The 17,948-nt window shown below is 31.9% G+C and carries 13 protein-coding genes; 5 read left to right on the plus strand and 8 right to left on the minus strand.

All coding sequences use genetic code 11. The features are described from left to right. Positions 1-148: 148 nt before the first annotated feature. From ACIQ6Z_RS01365 to ACIQ6Z_RS01400, 8 genes are all read right to left on the minus strand, one after another. Positions 149-1,921, minus strand: coding sequence for an erythromycin esterase family protein (locus ACIQ6Z_RS01365; RefSeq protein WP_396209148.1), 1,773 nt, complete (start codon positions 1,919-1,921; stop codon positions 149-151). A 175-nt stretch (positions 1,922-2,096) separates the two neighbouring features. Then, entirely contained in the window at positions 2,097-4,232 is a 2,136-nt protein-coding gene (locus tag ACIQ6Z_RS01370) for an erythromycin esterase family protein (protein ID WP_396209149.1), read from the minus strand. Between the two features lie 314 nt (positions 4,233-4,546). Then, positions 4,547-5,848, minus strand: coding sequence for a site-specific integrase (locus tag ACIQ6Z_RS01375; protein WP_396209150.1), 1,302 nt, complete (start codon positions 5,846-5,848; stop codon positions 4,547-4,549). A 248-nt stretch (positions 5,849-6,096) separates the two neighbouring features. Further along, a complete protein-coding gene (locus ACIQ6Z_RS01380) occupies positions 6,097-8,043 on the minus strand; it encodes an OmpA family protein (protein WP_396209151.1) in 1,947 nt (648 codons plus the stop codon). Positions 8,044-8,056: 13 nt separating this feature from the next. Beyond that, entirely contained in the window at positions 8,057-9,007 is a 951-nt protein-coding gene (locus tag ACIQ6Z_RS01385) for a type IX secretion system membrane protein PorP/SprF (RefSeq protein ID WP_396209152.1), read from the minus strand. Positions 9,008-9,073: 66 nt separating this feature from the next. After that, positions 9,074-9,991, minus strand: coding sequence for a GYDIA family GHMP kinase (locus tag ACIQ6Z_RS01390; protein WP_396209153.1), 918 nt, complete (start codon positions 9,989-9,991; stop codon positions 9,074-9,076). Beyond that, positions 9,991-11,307: a hydroxymethylglutaryl-CoA reductase, degradative gene (locus tag ACIQ6Z_RS01395; RefSeq protein WP_396209154.1), complete on the minus strand. Its 1,317-nt coding sequence runs from the start codon at positions 11,305-11,307 to the stop codon at positions 9,991-9,993. The genes ACIQ6Z_RS01390 and ACIQ6Z_RS01395 overlap by 1 nt, the downstream gene beginning before the upstream one ends. A 79-nt stretch (positions 11,308-11,386) precedes the next feature. After that, positions 11,387-12,307 carry a LysR family transcriptional regulator gene (locus ACIQ6Z_RS01400; protein WP_396209155.1) on the minus strand — a complete coding sequence of 307 codons (921 nt, stop codon included), beginning with the start codon at positions 12,305-12,307 and terminating at the stop codon, positions 11,387-11,389. Positions 12,308-12,570: 263 nt separating this feature from the next. Here ACIQ6Z_RS01400 and ACIQ6Z_RS01405 point away from each other — a divergent pair, with 263 nt between their 5' ends. The 5 genes from ACIQ6Z_RS01405 (at position 12,571) to ACIQ6Z_RS01425 (ending at position 17,944) form a co-directional block, all read left to right on the plus strand. Beyond that, positions 12,571-12,840 (plus strand): hypothetical protein, encoded by a 270-nt coding sequence (locus ACIQ6Z_RS01405; protein WP_396209156.1) that lies wholly within the window; start codon positions 12,571-12,573, stop codon positions 12,838-12,840. Continuing rightward, the gene (locus ACIQ6Z_RS01410; RefSeq protein ID WP_396209157.1) at positions 12,833-13,687 is read left to right on the plus strand and encodes a DUF6671 family protein; all 855 of its coding nucleotides are present in this window, start codon (positions 12,833-12,835) and stop codon (positions 13,685-13,687) included. Before ACIQ6Z_RS01405 ends, ACIQ6Z_RS01410 begins: the two co-directional genes overlap by 8 nt. Before the next feature lie 5 nt (positions 13,688-13,692). Beyond that, entirely contained in the window at positions 13,693-14,646 is a 954-nt protein-coding gene (locus ACIQ6Z_RS01415) for an L-threonylcarbamoyladenylate synthase (RefSeq protein WP_396209158.1), read from the plus strand. 9 nt (positions 14,647-14,655) lie between these two features. Further along, a complete protein-coding gene (locus tag ACIQ6Z_RS01420; RefSeq protein ID WP_396209159.1) occupies positions 14,656-15,618 on the plus strand; it encodes a sodium-dependent bicarbonate transport family permease in 963 nt (320 codons plus the stop codon). Positions 15,619-15,772: 154 nt separating this feature from the next. Further along, positions 15,773-17,944 carry a S9 family peptidase gene (locus ACIQ6Z_RS01425; protein WP_396209160.1) on the plus strand — a complete coding sequence of 724 codons (2,172 nt, stop codon included), beginning with the start codon at positions 15,773-15,775 and terminating at the stop codon, positions 17,942-17,944. Positions 17,945-17,948: the final 4 nt, after the last annotated feature.

Genomic DNA, 17,948 nt, shown 5'->3' on the forward strand with positions numbered 1-17,948 from the left:
ACCAAAATCACCGAAAAATATCGATATAAAAAAAGTTGAGCATTCGGTTTTGCTCAACTTTTTGCTCAAACATTTAATAAGAAACCCTTGTAAATACTGATACTTACAAGGGTTTTGTTGTGGTCCCACCTGTTAGCCACTGCACTTTTTACTCGAAAATTGGTTTGGTTGAATTAGTTTCCTCAATAAAAATCATCATGTCAAAATTTTTGCTTAATGGAAGATAATAAAAATCCTCTTTTGATTCTTTTGAATAACCAATTAACCTTGTAGCTCCGATTATTTCATCTGTGGTTAGTTGATTTTTTAAATCCGACATATCCATAACAAACGAGTTACCATTTTGAGATAGTTTTTTTTCCCAAAAAAAGCTATCGACAGGTTGAAATGATTCTGTTTTAAGCTTCTCAGTATAAAGGTGGTCTCCGTTTATAAATTTTCCATCCATATATGTATAACTTCCTTTCAAGGTAGTAAGTCCAATTGTGTAATAATCGCTACCGAATTCTTTTTTGAGGTCTCTACCCATTATACCTATTTCGTTATCTGTGATAATTTCTTTTGAAATATGTGCATTATGAGCCCAAACAATAATTTTACCGTCAGAATTTTTTGCTAAAAATGATATTCTATCAGCCATTATTTCATCTCGACTTTGAATTGGTTTTTGGTTTTTAATGTTTAAATAGTTGATATATGTGTTCTTTCCATTGAATAGAATTTCTCTAATTGATTTTGTTGTTTTTTTAGTTGTTTCTAAATAATTTTCTATATCTAATATGTTATTGTAAATTAAATTATTGACTTTATGTTCTTTTTTTAATTTATCAGTTGAACTTTTTTCAATATTGGATTTTAATTCTTCTAAAAGCTTATTCAATACGTCATCATTGATTGAATTAAAGTTATCTTTTAGTAGTTCATAAAAAATCCAATATGAATCATCGCAACCTTTAAACTCAATATTATAATCCGATTTATTATCCTTATACCATTGTAAAAAAGATTTCATTTCTTGGGTTTGATAAATAGAAAATAAGTGTTTATGCATTAAACTATCTAATGGTGATTTAAACAAGTCTCTGTTTAGGATTTCAATATCATCGTATGGATTTTCTAGCACCACAAGACGATATCCTTTTTCTTTTATCAATCGTTTTGTTATTATTTCCCTAAGTCTATAAAATTCTGAGGTTCCGTGCGTACTTTCTCCTATTGCAACTATTTTTTTGTCACCTATTTTTTCTATCAAAGGGTCTAAACTATTACGCAGAGTTCCTTCATTTGAAAAGTCCAATTTTCTAGAAGATTTTGATAATGCCGATTCAAGTTTGTAAGAATTGTAGTCTTCTAAAGTTAATCTTTTTGTTTCTTCTAATTTCTGAATGTCAATGCCGTCAATACTAACTTTAAAGTCATCAAACCAAGCTACACCTTTTTTTCCTAATATCCCGCCTACATAGATAGCTTTTGCATTAGATGGAAAAGGTAATTTTATGGAATATTCTCTCCAATCACTTGTACCTCTTATTTTTTGATTTTGCATTGATTTAAATGCTAAAGAACCTTTTTTTGAATGTCCGTCAATCCGCATCACAAGCCCCACATAATCTTTGACATTTTCGAATTTAATTCGACCAGAAAGTACAATAGTGTCTCCAACATAATTGGCTGGAATCATATAAGTAATGCAGCCAAATGTTCCATTTTTATCGGAAACAACTTTCCCAACTGAATTACCATCGCTAATTACTTCCCCAGTCAAATTCTCAAAATTTCCCCATTTAAACCATCCTTTAGGCATTTTTTGTTCTTCCTGTTTAAAGTCGTTAAAGTCTAAATTGTATTTGTTTTGACTTTCAACTATTAATGGTAAAAATAGAAGAATAAAAAAGTATAATTTTTGTTTTAAGAGTTTCATATTTTTGAAGATGTTTTTTTGGGTTGTTACTAACGTTCCGCGGCTTCAAGAAATGGTGTACTTTATTCACTGACAATTACAAATATAGACAGAACTTTGATTCTACAATTACCATATCTGATAAATCCCATACCTAGCAATTTCTTGTAACTGCTGTTAGCCGTTCGGTTTTATATTATTTTTTCCAAAATTGTGTATTAAATTTTACTTTATCAAACAGATGTTCTTCTTCTTTTCCTTTGATTGGAAAAGGATTATTGATGTTAAAATCATTCCAATATGAATCAACTGTTGTTTCAAATTTTCTTTTAGTTGTATCATTGTAAATGTATCCTAATAATTTACTTGTTGAATGTGAAATGTAATATAAACCATTTATTTTTGTAAAATCGGTTTCCATTGATTCATTTACATATTCTTTTGAAGTAAATTTAGACAATGAATTTTTTAAATTATAACCTTCTCTAAAAGATTCTGGAAATTCAGTTACTGACCAATTTTCAAAAATTTTCACAATTGCAAAATCTTTTAAATTTACATATAAATAACCTGAATAATCACTTAGAAAAATTCTTCTTGTAAACGTTGAATGATTTCTTGGCGATGAAAAGCTAATAACATAAACTTCTTCGTTGTTGTAAAGTTTAGTTTCTTCGATTTGAAAAATAAATTTTTTGAATTTTCCTTTCTTTAAAAAAGGCGCATATTTTATTGGTGAATTATAAATTAATCCGTGATATTCTCTTAATGATTCAGTTAAAAAATCGTTTTTTATATTCCATCTAATTTCTTTGATGTTTTTTGTACTTCTGTTTATATGATTTACATAACCTAAATCATATTGTTCTGCAATAAAATCAAAATCTAGATATGTTGAATCCGAAACTTTTGACTGAATATTAGTTTTCATTAAAGAGTTAAATGGATTATCAGGATAATTTTTTTCAAAAGACCCAATTACTTTATTGATTAATTGATAAGCAGTTCGTTTTCCATAAACTATCACTTCGTTTAAAACGGTTGCTGTTTCATCAATTTTATCAATTTCAGGTTTAGATGTTTTGTTATTTGTTTTATAAGAAATCCGATTTTCTATGTCAGAATCAATTATAGTAGAAGGTGTAACTTTTCTATAATAGAAATAACCATCGTGTAATTCATTTAATTTACTTTCAATAAAAGTTATTGGACTAAAAAATCTATTCCAAATAATAGTATTCATTTCGCTCTGATTTGAAGAAATAAAAATATGAGGTGAAGTGTATTTTGTCTTTAAAAAATCTTCAAATGAATTCTTTTTTATAGGAGTTATATTCCATTTATTTTGAATGAAAACAGAATCTGTTGATGTAATATTTGCAAAACTATAAACTTTGTTTTTTAATTCTTTTTTTAAATAAGAACCCATTGGAACAAATTCTTTTATAATAGGTTCTTTAATTGAATTAGTATTGTTTACAAAATGTGCATTTGCTCCCCAACAAATTATTTTTTCATCAGGATTTTGTTCTATGTAAGCCAATAAGTTGTCGGCCATTTGTCTATCACGATTATTATCAAAAGAAGTCGTGTAAAATGTACTTAAAACTTCTTCTTTTGTATAAGCATCGTTACCTAACTCTAAAAGACTTTTTACAATTTGATTCCAATAAAATTTTTCTTCTGAATCTTTTTGTTTACTAATTTTGTTTTTAAAATCAGATAATTCAAGTTTAAATTGATTAAAAGTAATATCTTCTTCATCGAACATTCCAGAATTAGTGATTGATTCTAAAAGTAATTCAAAATCTTCTTGTTTAAATTTTATTTTATGTTTGATTTTTTTTGCATATTCAAAAAAATCTTTGGCAAGACTTACATTTCCATTTGTGCTAGTAATTTGATAATCAAAGCCAAATAATTTTAAATCAGTTTTGTTTTCATCATAGAAATTCATAAAAGATATAAACTCATTTCTTTTTGCCCAAATTGAAAATAAAGAATTAGAAAATACATCATTAGTATTTAAACCATTATCAATATCATTTTGAGCCTTCCATAAATCATAAATTCCTGATTCAAAAGCAATTGTTTTAAAACCCATTTCTTGACTTAAAAACTTAATCATTTTAGTTTTCATTTCAAATACATTTCCATCAAAATGAGTGCTTTCGCCAAGCATTACTATCTGAACGTCTTTTAATTCTTCTTTTAAAAAACTAAAATCTTCAATTGTAGGATTTTCAGAAAGTGAAATTATTTTTGGATTTAAATCTTGAGATATTGCCGAAAAGCAAAATAGTAGAAATATAAAACTTATTATTTTTTCCATTTTTAAATTTTATTGAATTCTCGCGGTTCGAAGTAAACTGACGAATAACTAGTTTGTAGCGCATTATTCATCTCAAATATAGTAATCTTACTTACAAATAATTATTTCTTTATAAAATAATTAACTTCATAACATAAAAATGAGGTTTCAAAACCCCCATTTAAAGCAAACAAAAAAGTTGAGCATTCGGTTTTGCTCAACTTTTTGCTCAACTTTTTAATAAGAAACCCTTGTAAATACGGGTACTTACAAGGGTTTTGTTGTGGTCCCACCTGAACTAATGTATGTAACCTAAAATAGTAACTATACTATCATTAAATATTAAAAAATCCCTTACCTACAATATGTTCCGCTCTTTCTTCTCCTTTTATTCTAATATACTTATAAAATTCTTTTTCGGTTTTGTGTCCAGAAAAAACCATAATATCAAACACCGGCATTTTTTTCAAATACATATTAGTACAAAAACTTCTTCTTGCGGTATGAGTCATAATCAATTCATTTTTAGGAACCATCTCTATGACTTTTTTGCCTCCTTTGGTAAATTCACACTTAATTTTTTTTGTAAAACCTAAACTTTTTCCGAGCTCTTTTATATTTTCGTTTATATCGGGTTCATTAAGTTTTTTGGGAGGTAAATTAAAATGTCTTAATCTCATAATTTCAGATATTTCTTTTGTGATAGGACAAAGTACATCTGTTTTAGTTTTTGATTGCCTAATTTTAAAATATTTAATTCCCTTCAAAGTGACAATATCATTTTCAGTTAATCCATTATAATCACTAACTCTTTGACCGATGTAACAACCGATTAAAAAAATATCTCTTGCTAATTCCATTATTCTATTTTGGGACAAATCCGCGTCAAACATTTTTTGCAATTCTTTTTCGGTAAGATAAATTGCTGTAGTTTCCTCCGTTGGATAACAAAAATCTTTAATAATAAAATTAGAATTACTAATTAAACCTCTATTAACCGCTTCAATTAAATAAGTTTTTAAATTTTTAAAATGTTTACTTAGGGAATTTTGTTGGTGGTCGTAATATTCTTCAAGAAATGTACTAAATAAATTAACAAACTTTTTATCAAATGAATTAAATGTAATTGGTGTCTTATTGACTTTTGAATACATTTCTAACTTTATTAAAGTTTGTCGGTAAGATTTATATGTTTCAATTGTTATTCTCTTCTTTTTATTTTCTAACAATTCATAAGCAAATTCAATAAATGTAATATCTTTTTCAGAAGTAATTTCATTAGTGTTTTTATTCAGTAATTTGTCTAAATATGACTTTAGAAGTTCATTAGTTACTTCTATTTGTTCAGATATAAATTTAGAATATTCCTTTGTCAATGAAGTATCTATGAAATTTAATAAATTATTAACTTCCCGCGCATTTACCAATAAAGATTTGTTTGATTTTATTCGTTGCTTATTAAAGTCCCAATCGTCATAACATGCTTTAAAACCAGTAGAATATTTTAATTTTTTTCCACCATAAGAAAAAATTAAATTTATGGGACTTTCTTTTTTTTTGTCCTTTTCCATATTAACATTCGTTTCTTTGAATGCAAATCTTACAACACCAGAATTGTTTTTGATTGATTTTTCCATAAATTTATTCATCTGTTACAAATATAGAAAAATAATGGGGGACTTGAAAGGGGACTTGAAAATCAATATTTATATTAATGTAATTTAATTAAAATATATTAAAACAAATTAAATGTGATTGATTTACAGGTTGTTAATACATAAATAAAATAAAACAAGTAAACTAAGATTAATAAAAAAAGGTACTGGAGGTACCACTTAAACCCTTGATAATCCTTTGATTTTCAAGGGTTTTTTGTGTTTATTAATTATAATTTTGTAATAATAAACTCACTTCGCCTGTTGGCTTGATGTGCTTCTTCAGTACACGAAACACCATCAGCACAGGGGTTTACCAATTGTGTCTCGCCATAACCCTTTCCACTTAAACGGCGTGCATCAATTCCATTGGTAACCAACCATTGAATCGTCGATTTTGCACGTCTATTAGACAGTTCAATGTTATATCGATGGGTTTGACGACTATCGGTATGCGAACGCACGTCTATTTCAAGCGTAGGATTTTGTTGCATTACTTCCAAAATTTTTGCCAATTCTACAGCCGCATCGGGTCGAATAAAATCTTTATCCAAATCAAAATGAATGATATCTATACCAAGTGCTTTTCGCAAGTCATCCCCTATTTTCAGTGCCAAAATTTTTGGCGATAAATCCACTTTTATTTCGGTCTTACCTGCTTCCAATGCCGAAGCTATTCGTATTTCATTTACGTCATAATCCTTAAGATTAGCTCGTAAACTGTAAAAAGTGTCGCAATCTACTGGGCCAAATTCAAATTTTCCTGCTGCATCCGTGATCGTTTCCTTTATGGGTGCCAAATTCGGATCCATTAGCACCAGTTGAACGGATGCAAGTGGCTTTTGTGTTACAGCATCTACAACTGTCCCAAAAAGGGATTGTTGGCAATCTCTGGGCAAAGAATACAATTCTACGCATTGAAAAATATCATCATCCCCCATAGTATCATTGGTTCTATTGGAGCTAAAATATCCTATTTTTGAAGAAACATCGAAGATCATTGCAAAATCATCAAAAGTACTGTTTACTGGAGCCCCTATATTCTGAATAACATTTGGTTTTCCATCGGCACCTAATTGGGTTACAAATACATCCAATCCGCCTAATCCTGGATGACCATCGGAGGCAAAATACAATTCGTTAGCTTTGGAAATAAACGGAAACGACTCTCGAGCTTCGGTATTGATTTGGGGGCCTAAATTTATTGGTTTTCCATAGCCGCCATCATGCAATAAAGCCACTTTATACAAATCAGACATCCCAAAAGAACCAGGCATATTTGAAGAAAAGTACAAGGTTTTTTCATCGAGACTCAAGGCCGGATGTGCGCAATTGTATTGGTTGCCATTGAACGGCAATTCCACAATATTTTCCCATTTTTCGTCCACTTTTGTGGCTTTAAATATTTTTAATAAAATAGTGTTTTTTTGATCCTTCCCTTTTTTTCCATTTACATAATTATTTCGCGTAAAATACATGGTATTCCCATCTGAAGTAAATACTGGGGTTGACTCATGGTATTTAGAATTGGTTTTTTTTGAAAAATTTTCGGGAGTTCTCAAAAGGGTGGTGTCTTGTATTTCTGTGCCGTATAAATTGGTAAACGATTGGTTGTTCCAATTGTGCTTTCGCACAAATAAACCGCCAGTATCTCGAGCCGAAGTAAACACCAACATATTTTTATAAAACGCCGCACCATAATCGGAATATTTCGAATTAATACCTGCATTTTTTATGCGATAACGGCCCGAATTTTTTTTAATTTGGGCTAAATAATCAACTTGCTTTTGAGCTAATTTGGCTCGCAAATCGGTGTTTTTTTGCGCATCAAATGCTTGCATAATAACTGCGGCTTTGTCATAATTACCAATCGATTTAAGGGTTTGTGCATATCTAAAATAGTACTCTGCAGCTACTTTTTTTTGCAACAAAAAAAGTTGTTCGTACCACTGATTGGCTTCGGCATAACGCGATTGAAAATAATAGGAATCCCCCAGTTTACAAAACAATTGAATGGATTTGTATCCTTTTTTTGCTACTTTTTCATAGGTATTGATGGCATCAACATAAAGAAATCGATCGTAATTTTTATCGGCTTTTTGGATGGTTTTGTTTTGAGCAAAACCAAGCATTCCAAACAAAAAGAAACAAACTAAACTTATTTTTTTTATTTTCATAACACCATACGTTTTAAAAGAATCGAGGTGATACAACTTGCTCTTTTTTACCTATAAATTCATAGCGTAAAAAAAGTTCGTGAGAACCCGAATTGTAGTTGGCTAATTTTGTGCTATCGGCATCATAGGTATAGCCAATGAACCAGTTATCATTTACCTGAAAGCCCGCCAAACCACTTAGTGCAGCATCCCAACGCCAAGCACCCCCGAGAACAAATTTATCATAAAGCATAAAGTTGGCGGTAAGATCAACTTGCAATGGGGCCCCTTCAACAGCTTTTACTAAAAATGCGGGTTTGAACTTTGTACTATCAGAAACATCAAAAACATATCCTCCCATAAAAAAATAATGTAACGCTTCATTAGTTACTTGAGAATTGATGTCATCAAATTCGGTTGATTGCAACATAAAAGGTACAGAAATCCCTGCATACAATTTTTTAGAATGTAAATAGATTCCTGCACCAATATTGGGTGAAAACTGATTGGATATATTGTTTTGGAACCTAGGGTCATTTGTATCGTATCGATTCAATTTGGTATAATCAATCGAAAACAAACTAGCTGTTCCTTTTAATCCAAAGGACAATTTATAGTTTTCCGAGGTTGAAATAGTGTACGAGAAATCAGCAGAAAATAGTTGCTTGTCAGACGGCCCGATGGCATCTTGCAATAACGAAAATCCTAATCCAATTCTTGAATCGTTAATTGGCGTATGAAACGAAGCTCCTGTAGTTGTTGGTGCGCCTTCAAGCCCTATCCATTGCGCACGATGTATTCCGAAAACACTAAGCATCCCCCTTGAACCTGCATAAGCTGGATTGATGGCAACCGTATTATACATATATTGTGTAAATTGAGCATCTTGTTGCGCGCACAAATCCATACAACTAATAAATAGAAAAGAAAACAGTAAAATACCATTTGTAGTAGTTGATCTCTTTACTATTTGTTGCTGTAACATGCTGGTTTTCGGGTTAGAAATGTACTTGTAAATTTATATAAATATTTTGACTGAATCAAATACGCATTACGGATATATTATTTCATGGTATTTTAATACCTTATCGTAGCCTTTTTCGTGAAAATAAGCTTCAGGATTTTCTGGAGAAATAACCATTATGAAATCGCCTCCCCATGCGCCTAAACTTTTAACAACCCCTTTAAAATCAGAAAAAAATCGTTCTTTTATTGTCGTGGTTTCCAAAATTTCACTCATCAAAATTTCATGGTATTCCATCAATTTTGCAAATTCGGACAACGTTTTACAAGCAATAATTTGCTGCGTGATTTTATTTATTTTGGAAACAATACCAACACTTTTATGACGTTGTGTCAAGTAGTTTGCGATGGCCGATCTACTACTTTGCTTCTGATTAAGGTACACAAAATATATATGTGCTTTGAAGGATGGATTAAATGGCACTACAGAAAAAGTAGGCTGTTCTTCAATTAATTGATACACAATAGGCTGATCGGTTTGGGCACACGCAATATCATATCCACTGCCTCCAAAACTAGAATTTAATAATTTGAAAGCATCAATTTGAAACCATTGGGCAATATTATTGATCAAGGTAGAAGACGTTCCTAGACCCCAATTTCTTGGAAAAGTCAAATGGGTTTCAACTTCGTAACCTCTATTCGCTAATACTTCCGGATTTTGAATATGGGCATGATGAAGTATCTCAATCAGGGTGTTTTTAACCGAACTATTTTGTTCAGATCCTTTTTTGTTTTTGATCGATTCAATAGCAATAGTATCTGTAAACCATATATTTTGATCTACATCAAAGCTGGTCCATTTTAAAAAATCTGATTTTCCTTCTTTGACCACAAGATTTTGACCAAAACGGGTAGGTACAGCTAAGGCTTCCGCACCGTCTAAAACAATATATTCACCTGTAAGTAATAATTTACCGTTACTGTAATAGGTTTGTGATGCCATTACTTTCTAATTTTTTCTAAATAATCTACCACTAGACTATGTGAAATGGTCGTTTCTTTAAAATAATCCAACACTTTTTGCTTTTCTTCTTTTGTGGCTTGGTGCTGATTCAAGATATTCATTATATGCATTTTCATATGCCCCTGCTGTATTCCCGTAGTCGTTAGCGAGCGTAGGGCGGCAAAATTTTGTGCCAAGCCAGCTGCTGCAACAATTTGCATTAATTCTTCAGCTGAGGGTTTGCCTAATAATTCCATTGAAAATTTAACCAACGGATGTAATGAAGTAAGTCCGCCTACCGTTCCCAACGCCAATGGTACTTCCAACCAAAAAGTAAAAATGTCATCTTGAATAGAAACGTGTGATAAACTGGAATAACGGCCTGATCGGCTCGCAAAAGCGTGAACACCAGCTTCAACAGCTCTGAAATCATTACCCGTGGCTAAAACTACCGCATCAATTCCGTTCATGATCCCCTTATTATGCGTTACAGCTCGATAAGGCTCTATTTCGGCAATGCGCACCGCTGTAGCAAATTTTTGTGCAAATTCGTGCGCATCAATAACTTCCGATTCCGACAATTTTGCTATGGGACAAGACACCTCAGCACGAACTAAACAATTGGGAACATAATTACTCAAAATACTCATTACAATTTGAACGGCTCGTTCATCCTCTGTAAAATCAGCATATTCGAGCGCCTGTTGTTCCAACGTTTTAGCAAATTGTTCCAAACAAGTGTTGATAAAATTGGCTCCCATACTATCTTTTGTATTAAAAGTAGCATGCAATTGGAAGTAATTTCCAATTTCATGGGTTTTATCTTTCAATACTATATTCAAAATACCACCACCTCTTTTTTCCATGTTTTTGGTAATATCGGCTGTATCTGAAAAAAATTTAGGCTTGATTTGATTAAAAAAAGTTGACAATTTTTCAGCAGTTCCTTGAAAAAGAAAATGTACTTGCCCAATTTTTTCGGTATTAATGATTGTAGTTTTGAATCCGCCGCGTTCTCCCCAAAATTTAGCTGCTTTTGAAGCGGCAGCGACTACTGAACTTTCTTCAATAGCCATAGGAATGGTATAACTTTTACCATTGATAGTAAAATTAGGCGCCACACCATAAGGCAAGTAAAAATTAGTCAGTGTATTTTCAATGAATTCATCGTGTAATTTTTGCAAACTGTCATCGGAATTCAAGTAATTCAGTAAGATGTCCTTGGCCGCTTCAGAATTAGTAAAATAAGTAGTGGTAATCCAATTGATTTTTTCTTCTTTCGATAGTTTTGAAAAGCCTTTTACGTAATGTTGCATAGCATATTATTGAATAACAAATATAGTAATTCTTATAATTGAGATAAAACAAAGCAGTTATTAAAATACAGTAGTAAAATTATACTGTTTCATACCAACTAAAATGTTTATTAATAATCTGATCCTTTTCTGCTTTTAAATACGCTAAATACGCCAAAGCAGCTGGACTATGATTTTTCCCCTTTAACCAAATTAGACTCCAATTGGTCATAATAGGCAACCCTTTAATTGGAATAATTTGAAGATCTTTATTTTGAATTTCTTTTTGAATGCCAATTAAAGGCATGATGGAACATCCTAAACCAGCCATTATAGCCTGTTTCACCGCTTCATTTGAAGTTAGTTCCATTTTCTTCTGTACTTCAATTGAATTTTGTGTAATGAACCGTTCCATTGCTTGTCGCGTTCCTGATCCATTTTCTCTGAAAACAAGGGGGGTTTCATTAAAAATGAATTCTGTTTTAGTACTTTTTGATACAAACTCATTATTGGCAACAAAAAATAATTTATTTTGCATCAAATCAATTTTTTCAAATTTTAAACTCTCAGGCAAAATTGAAACCAAAGCAAAATCGATTTCATTATTTTGAAGACTTTTAAGAACCTTGTTTTTATTGGTTACATCCATATCCAATTCAACACCCGGGTTGTTTTTTAAAAATGGCCCTAAAAAATAAGGCATAACATATTTTCCTGTGGAAACAATTGAAATTTTAATTTTTCCAAAAAGTTGCCCTTTATACGCTAGGGTTTTATGTGTAATGGTATTGACTTGTTCTAAAATTTGAATGGCTGCCATGGCAATTTCTTGACCAAATTCGGTAACAAAAATTTTTCTTCCAACAACTTCCGTGAGCGGAATTTCGAATTGATCTTGAAAATTTTTCAATTGAATTGAAACAGCTGGTTGGGTCAAATGCAATTCTTCTGAAGCTTTTGTAACGCTCTGTAATTGCACAACCTTTACAAAAATCCGCAATTGATTGAGTGTATAATTCATAATATATTTTTATAATATTTATTGCAAATATAAATAAAAATATATAGATAATTATCTAGAGATTTGCAAAATAATTTTCAAAATGAAGAAAATAGCAATTCAAATACTAATTTTTTGTTGCATCTTAATTGAAGCAATACTGCTAATTAAAATCATTAATACCTCGCATTTATTTATTGAAAAATTACTAATCTGTTCGGCAATACTAGTAATGCTATTGTTAATAAAATTAATTAATCATTTATCTAACATCACTTATAAAAATGAAGAAAAAAATAAAATTAATTAATGGTCAGTTCTCTGCAAATGATGCCCATGAAATTTTAATGGACTTGTATACTAAAAACATACAATTTAATAAAGTTAAAAATTTTAGTTCTCAAATTCGATTTGGGAATGACGACCAAAACGCATTAAAAAGAGTGGAGGAATTAAAAGAAAACTTAGCCAACATATCCAGTATAATTTCGCAAGCAAAAAGTCAAAATAAAAGTTTAGTTATTGATTCTTTTGTTGAAATAAAATATGAATGATAAAACAACCCTTTTTAAAGAGCGAAAATTATTAATTGTAACCAAGCATTCTAAAGAGGAAGTATTAGGGCCAATTTTTGAAAAAGAATACAAAGTCAACATTGCGATTCCATCAAAATTTGATACAGATTCTTTAGGTACATTTAGTGGTGAAATCGAAAGAAAGGAAGATGCGATTAACACCTTACGATCAAAATGTTTAATCGCTCTTGATGAAGAAGGCCTTGATTTAGCTTTAGCCACAGAAGGTTCGTTTGGAAACCATCCCACTGTGTTTTTTTCAGCTGCCAATGACGAACTCATTATGTTATATGACAAACGAAATAATTTAGAAATTGTTGAACGGGTATTGAGTTTAGAAACAAATTTTGACGGTCAGGAAATTCATTCCTTTAACCAATTGGAAGAATTTTTAAATAAAATTAAGTTTCCATCACATGCAGTAATAGTAAAAAATAGACAACAAAATTGGACAAAAATTAACAAAGGCATTCAAGATATAGAGACCTTAAAAAAGATTTATTACGATTTTACAAAAGACCAAACCTCTTGCTTTGTTGAAACTGATATGAGAGCCCATTACAATCCTACTAGAATGAAAATTATCAAGGAAGTTGGATTAAAATTAGTACAAAAAATAAATACAGTTTGTTCGAACTGTCAATTTCCCGGCTTTGGTGTGGTTAGAGCTGAAGCCGGGTTATTATGCAGTCGCTGTAAAATGCCCACTCGATCGATCTCAGCTCACATCTATCAATGTAAAAAATGTGAATTTGAATTAATAAAAAAATACCCCTTTGAAAAAACAACCGAAGATCCAATGTATTGTGATTTTTGTAATCCCTAATACTAATGATAAGTACTGATATCCATTTAGCCGCAAAATTTTTAAAAAACGAAGGCGTTGTAGGTATTCCAACAGAAACCGTTTACGGCTTAGCTGCAAATGCCTTTAGTGAAAATGCCATTCGTAAAATATTTGACATAAAAAAAAGACCTACAACTAATCCACTAATTCTCCATATCAAGAATTATGAAGAACTTCTAAAGGTTGGAACTGATATTCCAGAAATGGCACATCGATTAGCCAAAGCATTTTGGCCAGGTCCCCTAACCTTGATTGTGAATAAACAAAAACATATTTCCAATTTGGTAACGGCCCATCAAAACACGGTTGCTGTTAGAGTTCCGAATCACCCATTGACATTAGAATTATTAAATACCATTGATTTTCCGCTAGTGGCCCCTAGCGCCAATCCATTTACCCGGATAAGCCCCACAAAAGCCCTACATGTTGACGACTATTTTAAGACTAAAATTGCTATGGTTTTAGACGGCGGTTCCTGCAGCGCCGGAGTAGAATCAACCATTGTAGGGTTTAACCTAAACCAACCTATTGTATATCGATTAGGCGCCATTTCCATTGAAGAAATTGAAAAAATAGCGGGCAAAGTAACCTTATTAAATGCCGGTAAAACAAAAACGACCACCCCCGGAATGTGTAAAAAACATTATGCTCCGTCAACAAAAATAATTCTTACCTCAAACATCCTGCAAGAATTGAATCATTGGAAGGAGAAAAAAATTGGATTACTTCTATTTCAGCAAACAATTCCCAATGTGCAGCTAATACACCAAAAAATACTATCTCCGGAAGGCGATTTGAAAATTGCAACAGCAAATTTATATAATTCCTTACACGAATTAGACACCATGAATTTAGACCTTATCATCGCAGAACGTTTTCCTGATGAAGGACTTGGACGCACCATAAACGACCGATTAACAAGAGCGACAAAAAAATAACATCCTATCATGAATTTAGACTTATTATTAGAAAACCTTACCAATCCAGCATTACTTTACTTTATTTTAGGAATTAGTGCTGTTTACTTAAAAAGTGATTTAGAAATTCCGCAAAATTCTTCAAAATTTATTTCCTTGTATCTCTTATTTGCTATTGGATTTAAAGGTGGACAAGAACTTTCACATGAAAGCATAACCAATGAAATCATATGGTCTATGCTCTTTGGTATTTCTATCTCAATTATAATTCCGCTTTACACCTTTTTTATATTGAAACGGAAACTAGGTGTTTTTGATTCTGGAGCAATTGCAGCGGCTTATGGATCCATTAGTGCCGTTACTTTTGTAACCGCAGCCTCTTATCTTGAATCACATCAATTAGAATTACATGGAAATATGGTTGCCATAATGGCATTAATGGAATCCCCTGCCATCATCGTGGGACTGGTTTTAATTTCGTTATATCATAAAGAAAAAACAAATCCAATCAGCAAACGATTCATACTAAAACATTCTTTTACTAATGGCAGTGTCCTACTAATTTTGGGAAGTTTGCTTATTGGATATCTTACCTCAGCGAAAGAAGCACAAGGCATTGAACCTTTCACAAATGATTTATTCAAAGGATTTTTAGCGATCTTCTTATTGGATATGGGAATCACAAGCGGCAAGAAATTGAAATCATTTTTTGCTCACGGCTGGTTTCCGTTTGCTTTTGCAGCCGTTATTCCCCTCTTCAATGGCTGCTTATTTGCTCTAGTGAGTGGATGGGTTACTACGGATATTGCCAACCGATTCATTTTTGCCATATTAGCAGCAAGTGCCTCCTATATTGCAGTTCCAGCAGCGATGAAAAACACCGTCCCTAAAGCAAATCCAGGCTTATTTTTACCCATGGCATTGGCCATAACATTCCCTGTAAATATTACGATAGGCATGCCCTTATACTTTTATTTAGTTCAAACTTTTTAAGCTTAAGAAATGAGCCTGTAAACACCTTAAAAAAATAGAAACTAACCGAATTAAATTACTTCTAGATTTATCATGAACATTAAAAGTTTTGGTTTAAATTGTTATTAATTCATATATTTTCACTAAAATTGAACTGTTTTTAAGAATAAAATCTATGAAAAAAATAACATTTGTGCTGCTAGTTTGGATAGTAAGCTCAGTATCAGTTGTTGCGCAACAAAAAATTACGTTAGAGGAAATTTGGGGTGGTGCTTTTCGCACCAAAGGAATGGACGAATTAAACGCCATGAAGAACACCAATCAATACACCATATTGAATTTTGACAGAACCTCCAAAAGTTTCCAAATTGACTTATATGATTTTGCCTCATTAGAAAAAGTGAGTACGCTTTTAGACACCAAAAATCATCCCGAACTCAAATCAATTGACAGCTATACATTTGACGCTAAAGAGCAAAAAATACTATTAGCAACAAACACTAATCCTATTTTCAGACGCTCTTTTACAGCACAATATTTTATCTTTGATATTGCTTCTAAAAAAATCTCAAAATTTACAGACAAAGCGATACAAGAACCTACCTTCTCTCTTGACGGAACAAAAGTAGCCTATGCTTTTGAAAACAATTTATTTATCGCTGATTTGGTTACGAATAGCGAAACCCAAATCACCTCAGATGGAAAGAAAAATTCGATCATCAATGGTATAACCGATTGGGTATATGAAGAAGAATTTGCTTTTGTAAAAGCTTTTGATTGGAATGCAGACGGCACTAAAATAGCCTACATTAAATTTGACGAAACCGATGTACCAGAGTTTTCGATGGATATATTTAATCAAGGCCTTTATCCTGTACAATCGGTATTCAAATATCCAAAAGCAGGAGAGAAAAATGCGAAAGTTTCTTTGCACATTCATGATGTAAAAAACAACATTTCTCAACCAATTAATTTAGGGAATTATCAAGATTTTTATATTCCAAGAATTGAATGGACTAGTGATGCTAAGACGTTAAGCGTTCAGGTAATGAATCGCCACCAAAATAATTTAGATTTACATTTTGTTGACGCAATAACCGGAAACACTAATATAATATTAAACGAAAAAGATTTGGCTTACATTGATATTACCGATAATTTAACCTTCCTAAAAGACAACAGCTTTATTTGGACTTCTGAAAAAGACGGTTTCAATCATATTTACCATTACGACAAAACTGGTAAATTAAAAAAACAAATTACCAAAGGATCGTGGGAAGTAACTAACTACTATGGTTTTGATGAAAAATTGGGCATGATTTATTACCAATCGGTAGAAAATGGTTCAATCAACAGAGATGTATATGCCATTAAAATTGATGGCAAATCTAAGGTACGATTGTCCTCTAAAACCGGAACCAACTCAGCTACATTTAGCCCGAACTTTCAATATTTCATCAATACCCATTCAAGTGCAACGGTTGCTCCAACTTATACCCTTAACCAATCCAAAACAGGTGCGCCAATTAAAACTATTGTTTCAAATGAAGGGGTAGAACAAAAATTAGCAAAATATGACGTAACACCAAAAGAATTTTTTGTTGTGACTACCGAAAAAGGCCATCAATTGAATGCTTGGATGATCAAACCGAAAAACTTTGATGCTACTAAAAAATATCCATTGTTCATGTATCAATATTCTGGACCGGGTTCACAACAAGTAAATAACGACTGGAACGGTTCCGATGATTATTGGTTCATGATGCTAGCGCAACAAGGTTACATCGTGGCTTGTGTAGACGGAAGAGGTACTGGTTTCAAAGGGGCAGCCTTCAAAAAATGCACACAAAAAGAACTAGGAAAATATGAAGTAGAAGATCAAATTGATGCCGCAAAAGTTTTTGGAAAATACAATTATATTGATCCATCAAGAATTGGAATTTTTGGTTGGAGCTATGGTGGCTTTATGTCCTCTAACTGTTTGTTTCAAGGGGCTGATGTATTCAAAACAGCTATTGCAGTTGCTCCGGTAACTTCTTGGAGATATTATGACAGCATTTATACAGAGCGTTACATGCAAACACCGCAAGAAAATGCAAACGGTTACGACAATAACTCTCCCATCAATCACGTAAATAAATTAAAAGGTAATTTCTTGTTAATTCATGGAACGGCTGATGATAATGTACACGTTCAAAATACCATGAAAATGGTGGAAGCACTCGTGCAAGCCAACAAACAATTTGATTGGGCCATTTATCCCGACAAAAACCACGGAATTTACGGCGGAAAAACCCGTTTACAGTTGTACACAAAAATGACGAATTTCATTAAAGAAAAATTATAACCAA

The sequence above is a fragment of the Flavobacterium sp. genome (assembly GCF_044376915.1).
In the GTDB taxonomy this organism is placed as follows: Bacteria; Bacteroidota; Bacteroidia; order Flavobacteriales; family Flavobacteriaceae; genus Flavobacterium.